20 protein-coding genes and 3 pseudogenes are annotated in these 23,732 nt (G+C 52.6%); 3 read left to right on the forward strand and 20 right to left on the reverse strand.

Translation table 11 applies throughout. The annotated features are described in order from the left end of the window. Nucleotides 1-17: 17 nt before the first annotated feature. The 3 genes and pseudogenes from ASD95_RS05765 to ASD95_RS29600 form a co-directional block, all read right to left on the reverse strand. Nucleotides 18-200 carry a hypothetical protein gene (locus ASD95_RS05765; RefSeq protein WP_056723224.1) on the reverse strand — a complete coding sequence of 61 codons (183 nt, stop codon included), beginning with the start codon at nucleotides 198-200 and terminating at the stop codon, nucleotides 18-20. Continuing rightward, the gene (locus ASD95_RS05770; protein WP_056723226.1) at nucleotides 197-1,909 is read right to left on the reverse strand and encodes an FAD-dependent monooxygenase; all 1,713 of its coding nucleotides are present in this window, start codon (nucleotides 1,907-1,909) and stop codon (nucleotides 197-199) included. Before ASD95_RS05770 ends, ASD95_RS05765 begins: the two co-directional genes overlap by 4 nt. A gap of 196 nt (nucleotides 1,910-2,105) precedes the next feature. Further along, nucleotides 2,106-2,389, reverse strand: a pseudogene (locus tag ASD95_RS29600) (HlyD family efflux transporter periplasmic adaptor subunit); the annotation flags it as partial. Between ASD95_RS29600 and ASD95_RS29605 the strand changes: the two are divergent. Beyond that, a pseudogene (locus ASD95_RS29605) lies at nucleotides 2,384-2,766 on the forward strand (tyrosine-type recombinase/integrase); the annotation flags it as partial. The pseudogenes ASD95_RS29600 and ASD95_RS29605 sit on opposite strands and share 6 nt — an antisense overlap. Nucleotides 2,767-2,768: 2 nt before the next feature. Here ASD95_RS29605 and ASD95_RS30215 read toward each other — a convergent pair. The 10 genes and pseudogenes from ASD95_RS30215 to ASD95_RS05810 form a co-directional block, all read right to left on the reverse strand. Continuing rightward, nucleotides 2,769-3,632 (reverse strand): methyl-accepting chemotaxis protein, encoded by an 864-nt coding sequence (locus ASD95_RS30215; protein WP_442965736.1) that lies wholly within the window; start codon nucleotides 3,630-3,632, stop codon nucleotides 2,769-2,771. Further along, a pseudogene (locus ASD95_RS30220) lies at nucleotides 3,627-4,703 on the reverse strand (HAMP domain-containing protein); the annotation flags it as partial. The gene ASD95_RS30215 and the pseudogene ASD95_RS30220, both read right to left, overlap by 6 nt. Nucleotides 4,704-4,886: 183 nt before the next feature. Next, a complete protein-coding gene (locus ASD95_RS05780) occupies nucleotides 4,887-7,349 on the reverse strand; it encodes an efflux RND transporter permease subunit (protein WP_056723230.1) in 2,463 nt (820 codons plus the stop codon). A 4-nt stretch (nucleotides 7,350-7,353) separates the two neighbouring features. Then, nucleotides 7,354-8,493 carry a WD40/YVTN/BNR-like repeat-containing protein gene (locus ASD95_RS28370; RefSeq protein ID WP_330219619.1) on the reverse strand — a complete coding sequence of 380 codons (1,140 nt, stop codon included), beginning with the start codon at nucleotides 8,491-8,493 and terminating at the stop codon, nucleotides 7,354-7,356. A gap of 41 nt (nucleotides 8,494-8,534) precedes the next feature. Next, a complete protein-coding gene (locus ASD95_RS05790) occupies nucleotides 8,535-9,854 on the reverse strand; it encodes a DUF1329 domain-containing protein (RefSeq protein ID WP_056723416.1) in 1,320 nt (439 codons plus the stop codon). A 54-nt stretch (nucleotides 9,855-9,908) separates the two neighbouring features. Next, nucleotides 9,909-11,612, reverse strand: a complete 1,704-nt coding sequence (locus ASD95_RS05795) for a DUF1302 domain-containing protein (protein WP_056723234.1) — start codon at nucleotides 11,610-11,612, stop codon at nucleotides 9,909-9,911. 653 nt (nucleotides 11,613-12,265) lie between these two features. Then, nucleotides 12,266-13,168 (reverse strand): SphA family protein, encoded by a 903-nt coding sequence (locus tag ASD95_RS28375; protein WP_082562917.1) that lies wholly within the window; start codon nucleotides 13,166-13,168, stop codon nucleotides 12,266-12,268. An 86-nt stretch (nucleotides 13,169-13,254) separates the two neighbouring features. Further along, entirely contained in the window at nucleotides 13,255-13,605 is a 351-nt protein-coding gene (locus ASD95_RS28380) for a Rieske (2Fe-2S) protein (protein ID WP_082562918.1), read from the reverse strand. A 19-nt stretch (nucleotides 13,606-13,624) separates the two neighbouring features. After that, a complete protein-coding gene (locus ASD95_RS05805) occupies nucleotides 13,625-14,551 on the reverse strand; it encodes a VOC family protein (protein ID WP_056723238.1) in 927 nt (308 codons plus the stop codon). 95 nt (nucleotides 14,552-14,646) lie between these two features. Further along, nucleotides 14,647-15,645: a fumarylacetoacetate hydrolase family protein gene (locus ASD95_RS05810; protein ID WP_056723240.1), complete on the reverse strand. Its 999-nt coding sequence runs from the start codon at nucleotides 15,643-15,645 to the stop codon at nucleotides 14,647-14,649. A gap of 293 nt (nucleotides 15,646-15,938) precedes the next feature. On the opposite strand from ASD95_RS05810, the gene ASD95_RS05815 reads away from it, so the two are divergent. Beyond that, nucleotides 15,939-16,535 carry a TetR/AcrR family transcriptional regulator gene (locus ASD95_RS05815; RefSeq protein WP_077431821.1) on the forward strand — a complete coding sequence of 199 codons (597 nt, stop codon included), beginning with the start codon at nucleotides 15,939-15,941 and terminating at the stop codon, nucleotides 16,533-16,535. A 102-nt stretch (nucleotides 16,536-16,637) separates the two neighbouring features. Here the strand turns inward: ASD95_RS05815 and ASD95_RS05820 are convergent, their stop codons facing one another. The 7 genes from ASD95_RS05820 to ASD95_RS05850 form a co-directional block, all read right to left on the reverse strand. Then, nucleotides 16,638-17,564, reverse strand: coding sequence for a 3-keto-5-aminohexanoate cleavage protein (locus ASD95_RS05820; protein ID WP_077431820.1), 927 nt, complete (start codon nucleotides 17,562-17,564; stop codon nucleotides 16,638-16,640). Further along, nucleotides 17,561-18,100, reverse strand: a complete 540-nt coding sequence (locus tag ASD95_RS05825) for a cupin domain-containing protein (RefSeq protein ID WP_056723418.1) — start codon at nucleotides 18,098-18,100, stop codon at nucleotides 17,561-17,563. The genes ASD95_RS05820 and ASD95_RS05825 overlap by 4 nt, the downstream gene beginning before the upstream one ends. 54 nt (nucleotides 18,101-18,154) lie before the next feature. Next, nucleotides 18,155-18,625, reverse strand: a complete 471-nt coding sequence (locus ASD95_RS05830) for a PaaI family thioesterase (protein ID WP_056723243.1) — start codon at nucleotides 18,623-18,625, stop codon at nucleotides 18,155-18,157. An 11-nt stretch (nucleotides 18,626-18,636) separates the two neighbouring features. Next, nucleotides 18,637-19,626, reverse strand: coding sequence for a fumarylacetoacetate hydrolase family protein (locus ASD95_RS05835; RefSeq protein ID WP_056723245.1), 990 nt, complete (start codon nucleotides 19,624-19,626; stop codon nucleotides 18,637-18,639). Between the two features lie 13 nt (nucleotides 19,627-19,639). Beyond that, a complete protein-coding gene (locus tag ASD95_RS05840) occupies nucleotides 19,640-20,485 on the reverse strand; it encodes an ABC transporter substrate-binding protein (protein WP_056723247.1) in 846 nt (281 codons plus the stop codon). Nucleotides 20,486-20,582: 97 nt separating this feature from the next. Further along, nucleotides 20,583-21,542: a PDR/VanB family oxidoreductase gene (locus ASD95_RS05845; protein WP_056723249.1), complete on the reverse strand. Its 960-nt coding sequence runs from the start codon at nucleotides 21,540-21,542 to the stop codon at nucleotides 20,583-20,585. A 77-nt stretch (nucleotides 21,543-21,619) separates the two neighbouring features. After that, the gene (locus tag ASD95_RS05850; protein WP_056723251.1) at nucleotides 21,620-22,867 is read right to left on the reverse strand and encodes a Rieske 2Fe-2S domain-containing protein; all 1,248 of its coding nucleotides are present in this window, start codon (nucleotides 22,865-22,867) and stop codon (nucleotides 21,620-21,622) included. Nucleotides 22,868-23,148: 281 nt separating this feature from the next. Here ASD95_RS05850 and ASD95_RS05855 point away from each other — a divergent pair, with 281 nt between their 5' ends. Further along, complete coding sequence (locus tag ASD95_RS05855; protein WP_056723253.1) at nucleotides 23,149-23,712, forward strand: MarR family winged helix-turn-helix transcriptional regulator; 564 nt, start codon at nucleotides 23,149-23,151, stop codon at nucleotides 23,710-23,712. Nucleotides 23,713-23,732: the final 20 nt, after the last annotated feature.

Raw genomic sequence — 23,732 nt, forward strand, 5'->3', positions numbered from 1 at the left:
TTGGCTGTCGCGAAGCTTTACAGGTCTTGTCCGGCGCATTCGATCAGTGCGTCGAAGCGCTCGGCATCGTTCAGTGCCTCGGCCGCCAGTAGTGCCAGCTTGACCAGAAACAACTCGCTGTCGTTACCCGTACGATCAATCGCCTCGGCAAGTCGGTCATAGGCGCGTTCGAGGTCTGTTACGTTCATTGACTGGCTCATGGGTGGTCACTCCCGTTGTGGCCAAGGGCCTGGTTCAATCCATGGCGCAAACGCTCGCCATCCAAATGCAGCCAGCGGGCGCAGACGTGCTGGTCCGGGCGTGCCAGATAGGCGGCGCCTGCATGCTGCACGCCATAGCGCGTGCTGAACAGATCGTCGCAATCGGCCAGGGTCAGGTCGGCGTGTTGCACCTGAAGGACTCCATTCATGGCGATCGCGATCACTTGAATCGGCACTCCCTGACGGCGTAGCGCCTGGACTTGGGCAACGACTTCGACATCGAGTGCCGCCGCGTCAGTGAAGCAAATCAAATGATAAGCGGGCGCCAACTCATCGAAGAGATAGTGCTGCTCTGCCAGACGTACATTCAGCAACGGTGCACCGTTGCGCGGCCCGCCGGTAAACAATTGATTATCGTCGTTCACCGCGTTGAGTTGCGAATCGGCATAATCGTGAGCCCTTGAAGTCCGCCAGTGATAGAGCGGGCGCACGAACTCGCGGGTCAATGACAGCGACAGCACCGCGTCGCGTAATAACCGATAGCCACGACTGGGTGGCGCCATGAACCGCGTGCTCTTACCAGCCTCTTCAATGATTTCCCGAGCGGCCTTCACCCGTTCGTCACTGTAGGATGCCAGCAGTCCGGCACCGGCCAGGCCTTTGATGTGCAGGGCCAGTTTCCAGCCAAGGTCGTGGCAGTCCTGGAAGCCGGTATTGGCCCCGCGCACGCCGAAAATCGGTAACAGGTGCGCCGCGTCTCCGGCGAAAATCACGCGGTGGTTGATGTACTCCGCCAGGGTCAGCGCCCGGGCCGAGTACACCGAACTCCAATCCAGTTCCCATACCGGGTTCTCGACGCCGAGCATCGCCAGTTGCGCATCGATGCGCTCACGCAAGGAGTCGGGGTGCAGCGCCTGCTCGGGCGTTTCGTCCACGGGCAACTGGTAATCGATGCGCCAGATATCCCCGGGCTCGCGGTGCATCAACACGGTATTGCCGGGATTCCAGGCGGGATCGAAAAATGCCAGGCGTTCGGTCGGCAGATCGAGCTTGATGCGGATGTCGGCAATCACGAACCGCCCTTCATAGGACGCCCCTTCAAGCTTGAGACCCAGCAACGAGCGAAGTCCGGAGCGGGCGCCATCAGCAGCCACCACCCAATCGGCCTGCAGGGTATAGGTATCGCCCGGGGTATCGACTTGCAACACCGCACCGTCGACGCCTTGCTCGATATCGATGACTTTGTTGCCCCAACGCAATTCGATCAGCGGTTGTGCTTGGGCGGCCTCTACCAGATGTTGCTCGAGGTACTGCTGTTGCAGGTTGGTCATCGGCGCAAAACGATCGTGCTCGTCGACCGGGGCTTCCATGCGAAAAACTCGCTGGCCGCGGTAGTACGAATTGCCGAAACGCCAGGGCAGACCCTGTTCGGACACCACCCCGGACACCCCCACTTGCTGGAAAATCTCCATGGAGCGACGGGTGAAAACAATTGCGCGGCTACCTTCACAGACTTGCTGTTGAGCGGCCAGAACAGTGCTTCTGATACCGAAGCGCGCCAGTTCGAGCGCCAGCGTCAAGCCAATAGGTCCGGCCCCCACAATCGCCACAGACGATTGATTGTCGACGCCTGGGTACGGCACGAAAGCAGGATAAACCTGATAAGGGAAATAAAGAGATTGATGGGGTACGACTTGAGGCTGATGCATGGTTCCGGTAGCTCCCGGTTTATTGTTATCGGGGACAGGTTTTCTGGAGCCACTCTAAATCCAGGCGCTCAAGGGGATGTCCCCTGCAGAGGACATCTTGCTGACGCTCGCCAATCATATCCCTCTGGTGCGTCGCGTTATCGGCGCTCCACCGCTCTGATGCCCTCGCGACCCCCTCCTCCCGTCTTGCGTATGGCATCCCCGGCCGCGAGCGCTGGGCCTCGTCCTGGTCAGGATCGACGGTAATGCGCACCGGCACACGCTGTGCCAGCTTGACGAAGTTGTCGGTGGCATTGTCCGATTGCGGCAGGGCAAATTCGGGACCGGTGACGGCGAGATACGCTGCACATGACCGCGCAATTGCTGGTGGTCGAGGGCATCGACGGAAAAAGTCACCGGCTGGCCGATACGGACTTAATCCATTTGGGTACCTTTCATGTTTGCGATCACCCAAAGCGTATTGGGTACCAGTAGTTCAAGCGCCTGAAAGAAGAGACCGGCAATATCCCTTTTTGCTTTCCCAGTAAGGAGGAAAGCAACCACGTTGATACAAAGAAAGCTGATCGGCGACCGGCAGTGCTCTTTCAAGCACCGCCGAAACCCGCTATCCGATCGCCATCACGATGACTCGCTAGCGCTAAGCCGCGGCAACAGCCGGGAATGGACACCGCATGACTTGCGTCGAACGGGAGCGACCATGATGAAGCAACTTAGTGTTCCGCTGGATATCATCGATCGCTGCCAGAACTATTGGTGGGTGGCTCAAAGGTCCGCCGGCATTATCTGACTATGCCAAAGAGAAAAATGAGGCATGGAACATGCTGGGGCAGTATCTCACGACGGTCTTCGCAAGCTAAATTCATGTGCGAAAGTGCCCAACCGCAGCATTCAACTCTCCATCCACCTGCTGGAGTTCGAGCGTCAACCGCTGCAATTTCACACTTTCTTGGGCGCTCTCCTCTGCCACTTCGCGCACTCGAACGATGCTCTGGCTAGCCTGTTCCGCCAAAAACCGCTGTTGCTCCGCGGCCCCGGAGATTTGTTTGTTCATCCGTTCAATGCTTGATACGGCGCGAGTAATTCGTGTCAATGCCTGAGATGCCTGACCAGCAAGGATCACTGTTTCACCTGTCAGCGCATGGCTAGCCTGTAGCCGCTCAGTTGCCTGCTGGGCGACGCCACGCAGGCGACTGATCAAGTCCTCGATTTCAGCGGTAGAACTCTGCGTGCGGCGTGCCAGACCACGAACTTCGTCAGCTACTACGGCGAATCCACGACCGTTTTCACCTGCTCGAGCTGCTTCTATAGCCGCATTTAATGCCAGTAAATTAGTTTGTTCTGCTACAGCTTTAATCACATCAAGAATGCCGCCAATAGCCGTACTTTCTGCCAGTAACGATTGCATTGCTTCATCGCAGCCTGTCATTTCCAAAGCCAGTTGGTTGATCTTGGAGCCCGCTTGGCGTGCCAAATCGTCACCTTCGCGCGCCTGGTCATCAGCAAGAGCTACTGCCGCGCTAGCGTCCTTGACGTTACGTGCGACTTCGCCGGCCATCATAGTCATCTGTTGCATTGCGGTAGCGGCGATTTCAGTCTCCTGTCGTTGTCTCTCAACTCCCTGGCTGCTGCGCTGAATGACTTCTGCCAGGCTTCCTGCCGTTCCATTGAGCAGGCCTACCCCGGTACCAATTCGACCAACCAATCCTCTCAGGCTACCCAGCATGCTATTGACAGTATCCAATAGTTGCCCAAGCTCATCGTGCCGAACGCTTACACCATCAGGCGCACAACTCAGGTCACCTGCAGCAACCTGTCGAGCCAAATGAACAGCCCGACGCAACGGCTGCAGTATCAAATGACGTATTAATAGACTCGCACCAATACCCAGCGCTAACGCCAGCAAGCTAATAAGGCCAAGCTGACTGTACGCGTTGCGACCATCGCGTTGAATCGCCTGGCTCTGAAATTGGTTGGCCTTATCCAACAACTCGCTGACTTGCTGGGTTTGCGCGTTCATCGCTTCGCTACTAAGAGCGCTTTGCTTGCGGCTGGCAACGAACTGTTCGAAGGCTTTTCGATAATCAGCCAGTGCATGACTTGCAGCCTGAAGCGAAACCTTTTCCTGATCATCGAGATTGAGCACCTGCATTGAAGACAGTAGGTCGCTCATGCGCATCTCCCAATCGCTACGGAAGCGCTCCTCAGCATCCAACGAATAATAAAGCTCGCTATCACGGAGCTTGGCCAGCTTGTCACGTAGAGCAGTGGTCTGCTCCAGTAACAACAGTTGCCCGCTGTCCGGAGAAGTACCTCGTTCCTGCTGTGCACTCATTGCATCAAGCTGATCGAGAAATACCAAGGTGAAGCTTTCTCCCGCTGTCTGCGCGAGTGTTTGCATGCGCAAGCGAGCCTCTCGTGCTTGCTGAAGAGACTCCGCATAACTTAGGAACTGCTTTAAATAGTCGCTGGACGCCTCCCGCATCGCGATGTCGGCGTTATTTTTTTGCGGGAGGCCATCAAAATGCCGAGTGAGCTGCTCAACTGCACCTCGCACTTGATCCTGTGCCTGAGGAGAAAGACTAAGTGCATATTCTTTTTCCGCGATACGAGCCTGCAGGACCAACGTTTGAATCCAGTCCTCGGTACGAAGTTGTTCACCACGACGCCCTAACAGACTCAAAGAATGGAAAGCGGTAATTCCCACCCCGAGAGTGAATAGCAACACCAACCCGAAACCGATCGACAGCTTGGCTCCTACCGAGAGATTACCCAGTAGTCGACTCACCAAAGACATACAAATATCCTCTTCACGCTAGTGGTGATGCAACCAGGAACAGGAAAACATGCCCACTGTCGGAGTCACTTATGCTTCGCCGACAAAGGCAGGGAGACTGACGGGATAATCCTGAACCAAGTCCAGGATTATCCGGGCGCTACATGCACCCACCGCAGGTGTGATGAAACCCTAATACGCCAATCAGGCGTTGGCACTGCACAGACGCAGTGAATGACCTGGAGTGGATTGTTCACTCAATGTCATCGGGTTGGCGACCTTGCTGCCAGAAGCATCACTGCGCAGTGTGGAAGGCAAGAGGAAGTAAGCCAGTGCCGGCAGTAATAGAAGCGCCCCCACCATGTTCCAGACAAACATGAACGCCAGGAGCACACCCATGTCGGCCTGGAACTTGATTGGGGAAAATATCCAGGTACCCACACCTATCGCCAAGGTTATCCCTGTGAGCATTACAACCTTGCCCGTGGAGACCAGGGCGCGGTAGTAAGCTTCGGAGAGGCTTTTACCTTCGCGCAAGAACCCCAGCATGATGGTCATTACATACAGCGCGTAATCAACGCCGATACCTACACCTAGAGCGATTACCGGCAGGGTCGCCACTTTCACACCGATACCTAAACCGACCATCAGTGCCTCACACAGAATCGACGTGAGCATGAGCGGAATCACTGCACACAGAGTGGCTCGCCAGGACCTGAAGGTGACGAGGCAGAGCAAAATGACTGCGCCATACACCCAGAACAGCATCTCGCGATTGGCCTCTTTGACCACAATGTTGGTCGCTGCCTCAATTCCCGCATTGCCGGCGGCAAGTTGGAATTTGACCTCATCAGTGTCATTTGCTGCTGCAAAAGCCTCGACGTGATTCACCAACCGCGTAAGGGTGTCGGCCTTATGGTCTTTGAGAAAAACGTACAGCGTCAGCAAGCTGCAGGACTCATTGTAAAGTCCCCGCGGTGCGCTGGCGGTAATCATGTTAAGCATGGCCTGGTTGTTTTGCAGCTCGTACCACTTGGAGTTGCCCTCAGACAGTCCTACCAACATACGACGATTTAACAACGCCATGGAGTTCGTTGAGTCTACCCCGGGTAAACTGCGCAACTGCCAATCCAGATCGTCGACCTTACGCAAGATGTCGTAGCTTGAGCAGGCACTCTTAGGTGTCTTCACCATTATGGCGAACAGGTCACTGCTGGCTCCGTAGCTGCGCGTCATGAAGGCATCATCGAGGTTGTAACGCGAATCCGGACGTAACTCTGGCGCACCAGCATCCAGATCGCCAATTGCCAGATGCAAGCTGACCATAAAGCCCAGCACAGCAGCCACCAGGCTGACAACTACGCTGATCAAGGCCCATGGTTTTCGAGTAAATAGATCAAGGAATCGCCAAAAAACGTGTCGCGCTTGACCACTCTGCTCGGCCCGTTCGCTCTTGAGGCTTAGCTCGGCTGCGCAGCGATTGACGCCGACATAGGAGAGCAGGACGGGTAGCAAAATGAGGTTGGTGAAAATCAGCACCGCAACGCCGATGCTAGCGATAATGGCCAAGTCTTGAATGACTTTGATCTGAATGATCATTAACACGGCGAATCCCACCGCATCACAAAGCAGTGCAGTCAGACCGGCGAGAAACAGGCGACGAAACGTGAAGCGCGCGGCAACCACTCGGTGCATGCCGCGACCAATATCCTGCATGATGCCGTTCATTTTCTGGGCGCCATGACTCATGCCAATGGCAAACACCAGAAAGGGCACCAGGACCGAATATGGGTCAAGCTCATACCCCAGCAACGGCAGCAAACCAAGCTGCCAGACAACCGCCACTACCGAGCAAAGCACGACCAGAAATGTGCTCCGCAGGCATCGGGTGTAGCCATAGAGCACTACTGTCGTGATAGCAATGGCGGCGGCAAAGAACAGCATGATTTGCCCCAGCCCATCTATCAGGTCCCCTACCTTCTTTGCGAACCCCGTGATGTGAATGTCAATGTTGTCGCTTTGAAACTCGGCGCGAAGCGCTTCCAACTGAACAGAAAGTTTGGCGTAGTCGAGGGGCTGGCCGTCCGGCGTGCGTGACAGCAAAGGAATGGAAATGATGCTGGACCGCTGGTCGAAGGCTACCAGTTGGCCTATCTCGTTGGACAACTGCACATTGCTTCGTAACTCAGCGAGGGATGCGGGGCTGCCGTCGTACTTGTCAGGAATGACCGGCCCACCATCGAGCCCATCCTCCGTCACCGAAACCCAGCGTGTGGAAGGCGTCCATAGCGACTTCATGTACACGCGGTCCACGCCTGGCAGCAAAAAGATACGATCGTTCATGGACTGCAAAGTACGCAGGTAATCAGTGTCGTAGATATCCCCCTTCTTGTTGGCAACCGCGATACGCACCGTATTACCTAGTCCGGAGAGCTCCTTTTGATTGGCTAGATAATTGGCAATATAGGGATGACCAGTCGGGATCATCTTCTCGAAACTAGCGTTCAATCCCAGTCGAGTGGATTGCCAGCCGAGCAGGACCGTCGTCAGCAGACATAGCAGAAGCACCCAGTGGCGATGGTTGAATAGAGCACGCTCAACCAAGGTCCCTGACCTTGGATCAAATATGCCTGACTCAGGCAGGGAAGGATGACGAGCGGAATTCATATGCTCACTCCGAAACTTCAGTGGCGGGATGTGAAAAACGTGACAAACCAGTAAAACCGGAGGTAATCAGACTACCGTCGACCGCCTCAACAATGCTGCTCACGGGAATTCCCAGCGGATTGCCCACCGGGTTAAGTGCTAAACCATTTGAGGCGGAGCTACTGAACAAATCACCAGTTTGATTGGCTAGCAATACACTTCCATCTGGCAATCGAGCGGAACTACTGATTGAACTCGGCCTAGACACCTTCAATTGATTAAAGCTGGCACCATCATCAGATGACAAATAGGCATGGCCTTTAAGTCCCGCGATCAGCAGAGCTCCGTCACCACGTATATTCGCAGTGAAAAAGCTACCGTTATATGGGCTTGGCAAATGTGTGAAAGACTTTCCGTCATCTGTTGAGCGAGCTACATAACCTTGTTCACCGGCAAGGAACCAAAGGTGGTCTTTCCGAGCGATCGCGTAGATGTGCACAAGCGACGGATTTTCGATGCTGCCTATCAGCGATTGCCATGTTGCCCCACCATCCTGAGTAGAAAAAACCATTCCGTAGGAGCCGGCTACGAGGCCGTGGTTGGCATCAAGAAAATGCAGGGCCAGGAATGGTTTATCCGGCCCATCTGCTACCAGGCGTTCGGCATTGGAAATGCGCATATCAGCCGCGTCGGCATCGACTGCATTAGCTTTTATATCTTGAGCTGCCTTCAACTCAATCTCTGCAGCCTGTATACCCGTAAGCTGGAGGCTCCAGCGCTCACCACCGTCCGCAGTGGCCAACACTGTGCCACCGTGTCCGACTGCCCAGCCATGTTCGTCATCGATGAACTGAACCGCAACCAGACTGACTGAGACCGGTACCTGCACCTGTCTCCAGGACTGGCCATTGTCATCGGAAAGTACAATGACGCCTCTTTCACCAACCGCAATCAGTCGATCACCAGCACGTGCCAAATCAATCAGAACAGCATGAGCGGGTGTGGCGATTTGCATCGCCGATGAGCTCAGGACAGAGCCTACGGCTCCACCCTCAGCACAAGCAAGCGAAGCTAAAGCAGACAAAGCCAAAGCTAACGCCAAGGCACTTAAACGACTGTTTATTATCATTTTTATTATCTCTTGAACCGCGTGTCGCAAAAGCACCGACAACTGAGATTGTCGGTGCTTTTCAGAGAGTCTTAGCGTTAACGCACACCCTGCCCCGCCATTACTGTTGGCGAGAAGTCAGACTTCTTGAAACGCTCGACAATCCCCCATTGCGAGGACTGTCCAGTGAGCAGGTCAAGTACAAACCAAGTACCGGACATAAAGTCATAGAACCCCGACGAGACAGAAGCCTGGGCAGGAATATCTGGCATGACTGCCGGTAGCGCCCACAGCGTTTTGGCCAATTGACCACTTGCATCCCAACGATCACCCAACAGCGCTTGCCAGGTATCTTCATCCAGGTAGTAACGGCTCTTAACCATTTGATGGCGCTCGCCAGGCTTCAGATTTGCCTCGACAACCCACACACGATGCAGTTCCCAGCGCAAGACGTCTGGATTAAGATGCCGCTTACCAAGTACGTCTTCCGGTTTGCCTGCGGTAAAGAATTTATTGGTGTTATAGGGAATATAAAGTTCCTTTTTACCTACCAACTTCCAATTGAACCGGTTGAGCCGCCCTTTATAAACGGACAGTTCGTCGTAGGCCATCACGCCTGCTGTTGAAGGCGCTGGCGTGTCGCAGCAGGAGTTAGGTACCTTGCGCACTCGCCGTTGGCCGGCAAGGTAGATATGCGTCTGTGATTTATCGGCATTGAGATTGGCCCGATCCATCGCCTGCTCACCAGCACGAATCGGTGGGCCAATATTAAGCAGGCGAATCATCCAGTAATCGCCATCGAAAGTCTGCGCCGAGCCATCCTGAAAGTAATACGGCATCTCTTGGATAGCCTTACCATCGGTAGTCATTACCTGTTGACCATCGGCAGTCATCAAATAAAAGCGAGCGTCCCGCGTAATGGAGGTACCGCTCCAACTCAGCAGATGGTTCCACATCGCCTCGTCACCATTTTTCGGAATCGGAAACGGGATACCGCCATAAGCCCCTTCGGGCATTGGACCCGCGCTACCCTCTACCAGCTTGGCATTAACCGCATTCTTGGCTGTATTGTCATATACCCACTGCGGAGCCGCTGCTGTTCGACGTGTTGGGTAGATATCCATTCGATAGGTGTCTGGATACCGTTTGAACATTTCTTTAACACCATCGCTCAGCTTATCTGCGTATTGAGCCATGTTCTTCGAAGTAATGCTGAACAGTGGTTTATCCGCGGCGAAAGGATCGCCACGCTTACCACCCTTCTGATAAGACGGATCAACGGTGGTATATCCACCCTCCCATGCCGGGATAGTTTTATCCGCGTTACCAGCCCGCTCAGCGCCAAAGGGGGTCAGGCTTTTGCCTAAATCATCTACTCCGGTAGCCAACGCGGACGCGCTAAAAGCAATAGCACTCATTATAAAAAAATAAGCAGCACTGAATTTAATTCGAGAAATCATGTTCAAGTCCTCTTAGAAAGTGCTCTTGATAGAGAAGGCCAGGTAATCCCGATCTTTAAATGATTGCTTATAATTAAACTGGCTGGCCTCATTGAGCGTAGTGTCAGATGGACCGTAATAATGTGTGTACGTCAAACCACAAGTGACACGATCAAGGTAGGTGGCGGTTACACCGATATTGAAATCACCACCTTTATCAGGACCGAAAGCGCCAACTACAGCCGACTTACCCATAGGGAAGTAGCTGACACCTAGCGGAACACCAAGATCGATACCCGGGAATACCTGACGATAAGTTGGTGTATACACCAACTTGAGCCCTACCCCGTCATCTGTAGCATTCGGATCCAGTGCTGATCGGTTTTCAGTAACCTTCAACAAACGGTTCCAGGCAATCTCACCGATAAAGCTGGCCTCATTGGATATGAAAGTTGGCTCGAGAGATGCGAGCACGTTCAAATTCACGTGGGCAGTCCGCCCGACCGCGTAAAGTGGATGATTGTCATTGTCAGCGTCTACATCTGGCAGTACGACCTGACCATTCGATACCAGGGGCATATTCCAGCGCATAGACGCTTCCCCGGCAAAGTTATACTCACCCACTGACGTGGTAAAACTTGCGCCCAGTGCGCGTATATCCTCCGGATACACCCAGAAGAACTCACCTACTTGTCCGGTTGCAAAATTAGGGGCGCCTACGCCAGGACGGAGGTACAACTGCGGGGTTTTATCATGGTATTGGATAGCATAAAGCCCGTAATCGACAGTTTCAGCTGCATAGCGTAACTGCAGGCCACCCTGTCCAGAACTCCGGGCTTTTTTGTCCTTACCATGAAAAAAGGCCGCAGGGCTGCTTGGATTACCACCGAGAAAATCGGGGAATGGCTCCCCGACAATCAGGCGCTCAGCCCCCTCTCCCATCATGTCGAGCGTGGAAAAATAGCTACCCGCCGCAGGTAATCGTGTTTCTTCCCACTCAAACTGATAGAACGCACCCAACGAAAGCGCATCAGTAAGTTGGTAGGAAGTAGACAACTGACTAACTGGTCTGGTGATTTCCTTGAACTGGGTGTTGGGTACTGAAATAGCCTTTACCACGTCCACCGGAGCCATTCCGCCAGCAATCCCATTGGCCCCGAAAAACAGACTTTCCCCCCAAATTAGGCCATGCCGACCCAAACGAAAGGACAAAGCTCGATCCGCAACTTCACCATTCCAATAGACGAATGCATCTAATAACTCACCATCACCGCCGTGCAGATGTCGAGTGTCATCAGTGAATTCGTCATAGGCAACCGACACCTGATTCGCGCGCGCGGGGTTGTTGTTATCGTTGTCCTTCTGGTATTCGGTGTCGAACCAGGCTGCTCCGCTTAGACGACCACCAAAATTACGGTAACCGATATCCATTTCCGAGAGCAGGTCAAAACGGTTAGAGATAAGGCCCTTATCAAAAGCACGGTCACCGTCATCCTGGTTCAGGCTGACTTCGCTTTTCGAAAGCTTGCTGCTTGGGTCCTTCAGACGCCATGCAGAACTGTACTTGAGGGTGTTATCCCAGCGTGCACTAAGATCATTGTCGCCCGTATCAATTTGAAATGCACTGGCACTCATCGATATCACACTCAGCGCACCTCCTGCTAGAACGCATGATAGGAACTTTGGCCGCCCTGAAGGCGACGGACATGAGTACGTAGTAGACTTTATTACACGCATATACGAACCTCTTTTGTTTTTGTATTAGGCTTCGCTAAACTTGAAATTTGACGCTACTTAACCGCTCCTTCCGAAAACGCATATACCTATCCGGGTCTCACCGAGCACCAGCGATATGACCATTCCCATTAAATTTAACAATACGGGACGTTTCGTATACTTACAGCTATCAACCAGGCCTGTCAAGCCCGGGGTGATGTGTTTTGCCTACGGATCCCTGTTGGGGGGCTGGCATACCGTGACCCTGGCAGCGTCTAAATCCGAGGATCCACCAACAGAAAGCCCTGTAAGACAGATAGTTGTGATTTTTTGACGTTTGAAAGTTGCAGCCGCCTTTCCTGCCGGGTGAACAGACAACGCGCAAGCGCAATCTCACCTTTCATCTGCTAAGCGGCAACAATCACAAGCAAAACGGAACGTACCGTTTATTACATTTCCATTTGTTATGTTCTGCAAGCTAAATGCGAGAAAAGTTAAGGTTTAGAGTTCAACCTGAAAGGCATAAAATAGCGCCATGTATCGCTTCTCTATGCCTAAGAATCGATACGCGCTGAATGGCAGATGGCGTCAAGGGCAGTAAAGCCAAATCGCCACAATGATTTTATTAAAAAAACGCTTGCACTAGAAGCCAAGCGTAAAATTGCAGCACCTAATTAAAATTTAAACATTCCATTGAGCATCACTGTGTCGCCTTCCGAAGTATTTCGAGCATAAACATCTTTTTGATAGCCGAGTACTACTCCAAAATCCCGACTTGCGTAGCCCACTTGCGGGCCGACCTTTATGGATCTTGTTCGATTACCTACATCATCCCCGTGGGACTGGTCATCATTCAACTGAGTCGACAAATATCCACCAATACCTGCCAGCCAGTTCTGGGTCAGCCGATAGTTAAATCCATAGTCTGCAACGACCTGCACTCCAGATTTATAGTCAGTCTTTGGATTTTCGTAACTATAGTTGACACTGATCTTCGAGCTGACCTCAACTTGCGGCATTGGAAACCACGTAAAGGCGTAAGCAGCATAAATTGCCTTACTATTGTTTCCTGGATTAATCAAGGCGTGTTCATCATATTTCCCCCAAGGCGCTACAAAATCCAACTCCAGGTTATGAAGATAGGTTGGAGACTGCCAGCTGACCAAGGCACCGAATAATGGGTCGCCCATTCCATTCGAGGAGTCTCTACCAAATGCTCCCAATGCAGGAATATCCAGGTGACCAGCAACGTAAGGAACTGCGAGCTGCAATGAAACGTTCCCGCCAAGTAGTGATGGCCCATCAAGCGTGTGTACTAATCTCAAAGCATGCGAGTGAACTCTTCCTTTAGCCTTTTGAAATACCTTATTTCCTTGCCCATCTCGAATTGAATCTATGGCAACGGTTTTATTGTATGTATAGGCATGGGTTTCACCTGGAGCACCTACTGCCCCACTCATGACAGTTACAATACCCAATGGATAACTGGAAGCACCTCCTTCAAGCGCCATCGATTTGGCGGCAAACAGCAATACACCAAAAAAAATCACCAGGCGAAAATCAGCTGGAGTCTTCATCACACGTTCCTTTCTTGTTTTTGTTTTTGGCAATGGAAATTGACGCAGTCAAATAACATAAGGATCTGCCAAAAATCCTCTGGATGCTACTCTTCCATTAAAAATATTTCTTTCATCTCAGTAATTTCCAAACTCACAGGTGTCAAACGCAAGCCAATACAGGGTCCTTTTATGCACAAACCCGAACTAATTTCAAACAACGCACCATGACCACTACAAACGATATGACTGGACTCGCTGTCGAGATAACGATTCTTGCGAACTGGCATAGTTGAACCGGGCCAATGGGGACAAGAATTTTTATAGCCATAGATATTTCCGCAGTCATTGACTAAAAAAATGTCGTCGGGACCTGTGCTTTCCTTCCTGAACCCCAAAGATTGGCCTGGCGCAATTTGCTCGAGATGGCAAAGCCTGCGGCGATCAGATTTTGCCATCTTCAACCTACCCCCCTTATTAATCAGGCTTGCCGCCAGGAGCCCATTTTTCACGCCATTGGAACAGGAACACCTGGGAGTTATCCATGATTGCAGGGGCTACGCGCGGCGACCAGTCATCGTCGTGCTGATCCATATCGGCGTCGTACTCGATGTGGCAGCCCAATGGGGTGTTGAAGTACCAGAACCAGTTAGACCCAAACTTATGTCGCCCCGGCCCCCAATATGACTCATAACCTTTAGCTGCAAACGCATAGCCGGCTTGCAGTACTTCCTGAGGCCCCCCCATATGGAAGGTAAAGTGCTCGCATCCCTGCAAATGCGGCGGGGTTTGAATGAAGAAAAGGGTGTGGTGGTCGAAAGTACCCGCAGGACGCAGAAATGGACCCATCCCGACAAATTTGTCGGTGAGTTTGAAACCCAAACGATCCGCATAGAAGCGCTCGGCCTTTTCGATATCTGGAACGAAATAAACAACGTGGGAGAGCGTTCGTGGCTTGGGAGCGAGCTCGGAACTTTCATCCACACCGGTTTTATTCGCAGGACGGTGAATATCTCCCGGCGCGTTTACGCGCTCGGCGGGCAGTTTGTGCGGCTTTCTGATCGAAACTTGAAAGCCCAGAGCGAATCCGAGATCGTCCACTAACTCCAGTGAACCATCGGCCAGAACCTTGACTTCACGCTCGCCCTCGAACTCCTTCCGGATGCTCGCGAGAGTCGCGATGTCTTTTACGCCATACATTGTCTTGCGCAACATGTTTGCGGTCGGCAAATTCCAGGCAGGGAGCGACGGATCGTCACGATGCTTGATAACTACACCAGTTCCATCCAATGCTTCAAAGCGTCCGCCCCCTACCGGCTCAAGGCCGTAATCTTCCAAGAAGCGCTCACTGAGCGCGACATCGTCAACACCAAAATACAAAGTGTCCGGTCCAAGGATGTTCATTTCAACACCTATCAAAGAATGCGTTTTTCTTATGTCAGGCCAGAACCATTGCCGGGCCTGAGATCTCTGATGCGCGCGTGAGTTTCAAATACACGTCACATGAATGGCTTGCGCTCTTCAGGCCACCATAGACCGGAAATAGGTTGTCCCATCTTGTTGCGCAGAGTTCCAACGCCATCAACGATAATTTCGACGACATCACCGGGCTGGAGCCTACGATCGAGCTCCAAAGCTGAACCACCGCCCATCGTACCCGAGCCGATTACATCGCCCGGCACGATGGCTTCACCAAGGCTAGCCCAGGCAATCAGCTCGCCAATTGTCCAAAGTTTATTGGAGCTGTCACCCTTACCCCAAGTCTCGCCATTGACGCGGACTTCCATGCCGATCCGGTCCAAATCTTTGAATTCATCGACGGTGGTAATCCAAGGCCCGATACCGTAGGCGAAGTCTTTACACTTGGTGGGACCCATCCCAATTGGCATTTCGACCGCCTGACAATCGCGGGCACTAAAGTCATTGAAGATGGTGATACCGAACAGGTGATCAAGCGCGTTTTCAGGGCGCAAACTTTCTCCACGCTTTCCGATGACGTAACCAAGCTCCAGTTCGTAGTCCATGTGCTGGATGTATCCTGGCCACGGAACTTCCGCTTCATGCCCAATCACCGTATGCGGCGTACCTTTGAAATAGCCGGGCACCTTCAGAAGATTTGGAGTGGGCGGCTGGCCAATTTTTTCATGGAAGCCTTTGATGTGGCCCACGAATGTCAGTCCATCTCGCACCACAGAAGGATCCGAGGCTGGCAACCACTGCACGCTATCGAATGAGATTGAATGTGCATCTGGCCGCTTAGCATTGATCTTTTCTGCTGCCTCGATAAACGGCGTGCCCAATGCAATTGCCGCCGACATGCTGCCAGGGAAAACAGCATTTGCGTATTGCAGAGCGCTTTCCCGGGAAGAACCGCCCTTGACCAACTGCTCATGGAGCGCGCGCTTCAGGTCGATGACCCGATGCTCCTCTGGAACTACCAGCACCAAGCGGGCTTCCGCACCGTCGGGCCCGTTAACAGAAATTCGGCCTAGCTTCATGTGATTTCCCTCTTTTTATTGACTTGAACGAGCCTGAATCAGCTTTGCAAGACCCAAAGCTAAACGACACGCACCGTTTTGTAAAGGGCAAAAATCGGTACAATTTAGAAGATTTCGCTGATACGCCAAGCCGTGGCGTAGACAGATCAGCAGGAGCCGGGAACTGAAGCAGTCGGATTGATAATTTTGGCAGACAACAAATATACTAATCGTATCGTTTTGTTTTGTTTATAAGTTCGTGCAATGAATCATTGTCAGACCATCTCAAGACCGCAGCGCCAAGGAACACATCAATGCAGGTTAAGAAAACCTCAATGCCTACTGGACGCCCCCGTAGTGAAGCGACACGCCGACTGATCCTGGATGCTGCTATCAGCCTCCTCCAGGACAAATCGATTCAAGCAATCTCTATCGAAGCGATAGCACGAGAGGCAGGAGTGAGTAAGGCGACCATTTATCGATGGTGGGAATCCAAGGCTTCCGTCGTGATCGATGCGTTTATCGAGCAACACTTGGTTAAAACAACGCTTCCTCGAGGCATGCGCCCACGCGAGGCCATAACGCACCATTTCCGTTCTTTCGTAACGCAGTATTCAGGATGGCCCGGCCGGCTCGTCGCTCAAATTGTTGCTGAAGGTCAATCTGATCCAACCATCCATCGCGTCTTCCGTGAGCGATTTCATTACGGTCGAAGAGCAGTCGTCAGAGAGATGCTTGAAGAGTGGAAAAACAGCGGCGACATTTCAAAAGGTGCAGATGTCGAAGTACTCATGGATTTGATCTATGGGCCGGTTTATATGCGCCTGATGATAGGTCATGCCCCTCTGGACGAGTCCTTTGCTGAATCACATATCAATTACATATGCGAATTGCTGGGCTCTAGATCCTGAAAATCGCGATGATTACCATACTAAAAAGCCGGCCTTATGGCCGGCTTGTGTATTTCACAATACAGGGTGGGCCGTCTCTGGATGACCCTTATGAATACCGAATTAGAAAGCAGTATTTGTCTTTCCTTTCAACGCGAGTATTTCCCTTGCCTCTTGAGGTGTAGCAATTTCAAACCCCAACTGTTCCACGATACTTCGGATTTTCCGCACTTGTGCGGCATTAGAAACCGCCAACTCACCGCGCCCGATGTACAAGCTATCTTCAAGACCCACTCTGACGTTGCCGCCCATAATGGCCGCGAGAGTCGCTAGCGACATCTGGTCTTTACCTGCGCCCAATACTGACCAGTGATACTGATCACCAAATAGACGATCTGCGGTTCGCTTCTGATGCATCACATCTTCGATATGAGCCCCCATGGCACCACGCAATCCAAAAATTGTCTGGATGAACAATGGCGGCTTAACCAGTCCTTTATCCAGGAAATACTTCAGCGTGTACAAGTGGCTGACGTCGTAACACTCGAACTCAAAGCGGGTACCGGTATCACCAATGGTTCGCAGGATCCATTCGATATCGGAAAAAGTATTGCGGAAGACCAGATCCTTTGTGGCATTAAGATGCTCCACTTCCCAGCTGTAACGCCACTCTCGATCCTTGCTGGCCATTTCGGAAAGGTTGAGGTTTATAGACCCCATGTTCAGGGAGCACATTTCCGGCTGTAGCGCTACACCCGCCGCCGCACGCTCGCTAATTGCCATTCCCGGGCCACCACCGCCCGTAGAAATGTTCACGATGGCATCCGTTTCGGCCTTAATTCTCGAGACGAATTGACGAAAGATTTCAGGGTCGCCAGTGGGACGACCATCCTCAGGGTTTCGGGCGTGAAGATGAACGATCGCCGCTCCCGCTTTTACCGCTTCGATCGCCTGATCGCCAATCTCCTGAGGAGTAACCGGGAGATGAGGAGACATCGACGGCGTATGTGCCCCGCCCGTGATAGCGGCGGTTATTATAATTTTTCTCACAGTTCTTCTCCTTCTTTCAGCGCTAACAGGACGAACAGCATTCGACAGTTACGCCCGGAACGATTCGACCAACTGTGGTTGGTTGCGCGCTGTACCAGTACGTCTCCTGGCCGCATAACGGTCTCACCGTGATCCATCATCGCGACAATCTCGCCCTCGAGTACCACGGCGTAATCAAGGGATTGCGTTTTGTGGAACCAGAAATGTCGAGGCTTTTTCTTGTCGCGCACACCTTCACTATCAAGAAATTCGACCAACTTTTCCTGGTCATAAACTTCATCTGGCGGGAAGTCGACTATTCGAAGAAGCGAACCCTCATCAGAATGAAAACCAAATTTGTGTCCGGCTGGCGCTGGATCCAAACCGCCCGCACGCCCAACACCCGTTGCCCAGACGACCTGTGCAACCGGCTTACCAGCTTGTGCCAGAACATTTGGTGTATTGGCGTCACTGGTGATAATCGACTCACCAGCTTCGTTGTGACCAGTGACAATCCTCCGTACTGGCTTATAAGCCACTTCGGTAATGTTATTCATCATGCAACCTCAAAAACGGTTCGTTTAGTTTCGTTATTAATCAAATTTTTTGAGTCATACCGCCTTTAGGCGACTCACTGGCATAACCACAAATGTTGCTGACGAACTGGCGATCAGCACTTCTCGCTGAGGGTCATGAAGTTCGGCCCTGGCGAACGCAATTTGACGACCCACACGTTCAACTGTTGCCTTTGCTTTCAACAACGATGGCTTCGCAGCCGCCTGCATATTCACCGTAATGCTGGTAGTGGCACAGGTTTGCCCACAGGGCAGCGTGCTGAGTACTGCAAAAGCCATGGCATAGTCGAGCATGGTCATCAATGTGCCACCGGATACAACGCCATTTCCCTGAAGGGATGTTAATGGCGCTTCGAAACTAAGTTCGACAATGCCAAGGCCGCCATTAATCAACCTCGCGCCAAGTGCACTTAATCCAGCAGTCAATTCAAACGGGATGTCAAATTGGGCCTCTGAAATAGCACGCTCCAAAAAAGCTCGGTCTGGGTTGTCAATGATTTTTTGCACAAGACGTTACCTCAACCTGAATGACTGATGCAGTTCTGCCGTTGCGCACCCAGTCCGGCAATTGTGCCAACCATAATGTCGCCGTCGCGCAAGAAACGATTGTAATGAGTTCCATTACCTGCAGGGGAGCCTGTACAAATCACATCGCCGGGCAATAGCTTTGCGTACTTCGAGATGTATGCGATTTGTTGTTCAATCCCAAAAAGCATATCTGCCGTCGTCTCATCCTGCATTGTTTTGCCGGACACTGTCAGTTGCATCGAGAGGTTGTGGGGATCTTCAACGAACTGCTTGGGAACCAGATACGGACCAAGCGGAAGAAAGCCTGGCTGCCCTTTCGATCTGAGCCAGTCAGTACCGAGCATCTTGTAATCAGTGCGTGGAATGAGGTCGCGAGCCGAAATGTCATTAACGATTGTGTAACCGGCTACATAATCCATGGCATCTTCCACACGGATATTGTACCCCTCCTTGCCTATCACTACGGCCAACTCAAGCTCCCAGTCAGGCTTGCTGGTAGTGGGAGGAAGAACCAAGTCGTCATAGGCTCCCGAAATGGCAGAGACGGGCTTGGTGAATACATAGGGTTCTCCATTAGCGACCCTGTCATCCATCATGTCTTCAGCCCAAGTCCTCAATTCTTCCTTGCTTAGCCCTTCTGGACCGACATTTGAATCGACGGTCAAATCCACTACATGCTTTCGATAGTTTGCGCCTGTGCAGAACACTTGACGCGGCAGATCAACTGCAGGGCGAAACGTGAGTTGATTTTCATCATACCAGGACGACGTAATGACTTTATTGACAATCGATTCGAGCGCGGCGTAACTGGCATCCCAGTTTTCAAGTAGCGACAGCACACTTTTTTCTCGGAGAATATCAACTCCGAACTCCTCAGCCACGCGACTGACTGGGATAACCTTTGCGTCAATAACCAGGCCAGCAAAGCGTTGCTGTGGATTGGCTTTTAAAGAAAATGTACCGAGCGAGAACTTCTTCAAGTGTACCTCCGAATTATTGTAAGAATGAGCCGTCGACAATTTGCTCATAGGTAAAATCCGCGCCGGGCAACCCTAGCAAAGCCCTCTGCCCAATAAGAAGCTCAAGACCCTCGCGAGAAGGCATCAGCGTTTCAGGAAATGTATTCACCATTGCTTTTACTGCTTCGACAGGCATGCCAAGCAGCTCCAAAGCCTCTGTCAGCTTTACCGTGTCGCCAGGCATGGTCGTAAGTGTTGCGCTGAGGATGCGTACCCACGCTTTCAGGGCGTCATTCGCCTGACTCGCCGACTTCCTCACGACCAGTCCTTGACCAGGAAAATTGGTAAATACACCCTGAATCGTTGCAATAGTCTTGAGTCCCCGCTGAACCGCCATGGTGTCGAACGGAGGCCCGAGCAAGGTCGCATCACCCTCCCCCGCAACAAGAGCCGCAAACCGCTCACGCACCCCGCCAACGGGTGTCAGGCGATAATCGTCGGCGCGGAGCCCTGCTTCCTTGAGTAGCGCTCGAAGGGCAATGACAAAACCGTTCTCGGGGGCGTCCACCAGAATGTTGGCACCGCGCAAATCTGCAGGAGCGGATAGGGCCGAGGAACCGACCAGTTGTAACGGCGTGGTGGTTTCAATCTGAGCAATCACCACGAAGTCTTGTGGACCTTGCCGGCGGTTCCAGTGCAAAACGTTGTCGATTGACGTTACGACCGCGTCGACCTCTCCTGCACAGAGTGACGAGTACTGCTCATCAGACGATTGAGTCATCGAAGACTCGATACGCAAATCCGCCGGCGTTTGCCACGAGGCTGATACCGCAATAGCAGGAGGGACAAACCACATCACTCGAAGAGAGTCGTTGGACATTTTTTATTCTCGTTGAAATTACCCCATATATAAAACTATACGTACCGTATTGTCAACGAGGCGACCATCGCTTGATTAAGCCGTCAGAAGGGGGGTATTACAGGTCTAACACCATACGAGGTGTCTTGCTTCCCGAGCAGCAGACAAAGAGCGTCTTGCCTGCCTGCTTTTCCGCCTCGCTCAGAATTGAATCGCGATGGTCTGGCGTGCCCTCCAGCACCCGCACTTCACAAGCACCACAGATGCCTTCGCGACAGGAATGCATCATCTCAACACCGTTTTCAATCAGCGCATCGAGTATGCTTTTGCCCTGCTCCATCCTGAGAGTCTTCCCGGTCCTCGCCAGTACGATCTCATACCCACCCGACGTCGCGGCTTCCTGCAGCGGTATAAAGCTCTCGAAGTGAACCCTGCCATCAGAGATGGACAGCGCCTTTGCTTGCTCGGAATAGACCTGAATCATCCCAGCCGGCCCACAACAATAGTAATGTCGGGTTCCATCATCACCACGGAAAACCTCCTGAATGTGAGCGACGGTAGCCTCCACGTCGTACCCCAACAGCAACTGGACCTTGTCCTGGGTGATGTGGCCTTGCATCGCGTCGATCAACGCGGCGTGGTTAACACTACGAGCGAAGTAATGCAGCTCCCAGTCCATTTTTTTGCTATTCAAGTACTGCGCCATACACCAAAGCGGCGTAACCCCTATCCCACCCGCGATCAGCACAGAACGGTGCTCGCCTTCAGCAAGGGGGAACAGGTTTCTTGGCTCACTGACCTGCAACCTGTCCCCAGGACGCAAGCGTTCGTGAATCATGATCGATCCACCACGACTTTTAGGGTCTTTGGCTACCGCTATGACGTAACGATTTCTCTCGGAAGGATCGTTCAGCAAGGAGTAACTACGCAGAGGAATACCCTCTGCAATGACGTCAATGTGCGCCCCTGGAGTAAATGCAGGAAGCGTCACACCCTCCAGCCCTTTTAGCTCATACGCCAGTACCCCATCTGCCTCATGGGTGACTGATTTGATGTACACCTGGAATGTGTTTGGCATTTCGCAACCTAGCCCGAACCATGGATTGTTAGTGGAGCGTTCGGCCGCCAGCTCATCGAGCTGACGGCCTGACGGGCTCAGAGATAAGTCATTCTGCGTTCTTGACGCTTCTGCTCCGTGTAGTCCTGAATGACGGTCCCAACAGGAATCATGTCAGCCAACGCTCTCAATGAACGGTAGTCGCTCGCCTGCGCCTGGACGCTGTCTTCATTGGCTTCCGATTGACGAATCCGCTCCATCAATTCACGCCGTAAACGGACAATTGCGAGATCCCCGCTACCCAGGAACTCTCGCGTCCGATCGACAATGGGAATGCTCTCGGCAACGGCGTAATCCTCAAAAATAACGCCCGGAACGCCTGTCCAGCTCCGACCGGCACGCATTGCTTCGCGATCTTGCCCATAGTTGAGAAGACCTTGGCGGGACGCTGCGAAGTTGTCGTCGGATTCATCAGTACCATCCAGCGCGAAATCCGGGAGGTTTTCATCGATAGGTTGGCGCGAATCCCAATAGACATACCACTGAAGACTGCGCGTATTGTTAACCGGCACTACGATGATCAGAAATCCCGCTTCTTGTTCGGTGGTACCAATGAACGCGCTCGCCGGTGCTACAAACTCGGTCACCCGAAGGTAGTCCTGCTCCTGACCCGTGGTGCGCAACGAATACGACCGTAAGCCATACGGCTTGCTCTCGAGCGTGTACTTGGGGGTGTCGTTGCCAGTGACGAGCTGGAGCCCGGCCTGGGGAAGCTCCGGGTTCGCCGTGGTGTCATGGTGCAGCAGTCCGATATGGGCCGAGTCCATTAACGTTTCGACGTTTTGCAACCAGTTCGCTTCGTTATAGGAAGCCCGCGGTCTGGCGTGCTTACGATCAAAATAGGTGAATGCATAATCAGTGAAGGCCGGCGCTTCGCCCTCACCCAAGTACACCCAGACAATACCGCCACCCTCTCGCACCTCGAACCCTTGCCCCTCTACCTTTTTGCAAAAAGCCTGGTCCTTCTCGGTTGGCATTTTGGTGCAGTTGCCCTGCGTGTCAAAACTCCAGCCGTGGAAGATGCAAGTCAGGCGGTTTCCTTCATTTCTACCGAGCGCGAGCGAAACGCCGCGATGGGGGCATGCCTCATGGAGGAATCCGACATGACCATCATCCGCGCGAAAGGCGACATATTTTTCGCATAGCAATTCGACACGTTGTGGCGTTCCTCCCGGCTCAAGCGCCTCACTGCGCAGCGCAGGAATCCATTGTCTTTTCCAATACCTGTGCAGAGGTGTGCCAGGGGAGACGTCCGTCAGCAGGCGGTTCTGTTCAGCGGTCAGCATAGCGAGCCCCGTTCTTGTTTTTTAGAAGAGCCGCAGCTAGGCGGCCAAAACTATCTTAATAACAAAGTATCTCAGTCTTTAAGATAGTTTTAGGCTATTCTCGCTTTTAGAGCTCGTCAAGAAAATTCGTTAGCATGTTAACGCTTTGCCGTGAGCGCTCCGTCGACTCCCGTGCACTGAGGTTCATCGCCTCAATGACAGCCCTGGCAGCGCCATAGCTGCAGGGCACACCCGGTTCACACTGAGGTATGATCACCTCAAAGCCACCTGATGGATTTTGCATGAGCGATTTATTGTTTCCTGCCGCCAGCCCTGAGGCCGTTGCGCAAGCATGGCGTAACGAACGTCCGGATCTGGATCACCATGGATTGGCGATTACACTCCGAATCCGAAGCCTCGCCATGTTGATCGATCACCACATAGAGGTAATCGCGGACGACCTTGAACTGGGGATGAAGGATCTCATGCTGCTGTTCGCTTTACGGCGAAGCGGCCCGCCTTACTGCATGCGCCCTACCGATGTCTTTCGTCTGCTGAAGGTGACGTCGGGCGCCGCCACCTATCGAGCGGACAAATTGGTAGAACGCGGCGTCGCCAACCGTATTCCCGATCCACGTGATCGCCGAGGCCAATTGATTCAATTGAGTGAGGAAGGAATGCGTTTGGTAGATGTCGCTATCACCCGTCTGGCGGAATCGAGTTCAAAATGCCTCGATTCGCTCGATAGCAAAGAAGGTGAGCTTGATCAGATTGGCCATCTGTTGCATTCGTTGGAGGCCGGGTGGATGGAGATTACCCCCCTTAGTGAAAACCCGCTCGCACGCTCTGACGATTCTGGTCTGTGATGAGCAGTCCAAAACGGTGG

The sequence above is a fragment of the Pseudomonas sp. Root71 genome, assembly GCF_001429045.1.
Lineage (GTDB): Bacteria > Pseudomonadota > Gammaproteobacteria > Pseudomonadales > Pseudomonadaceae > Aquipseudomonas > Aquipseudomonas monachiensis.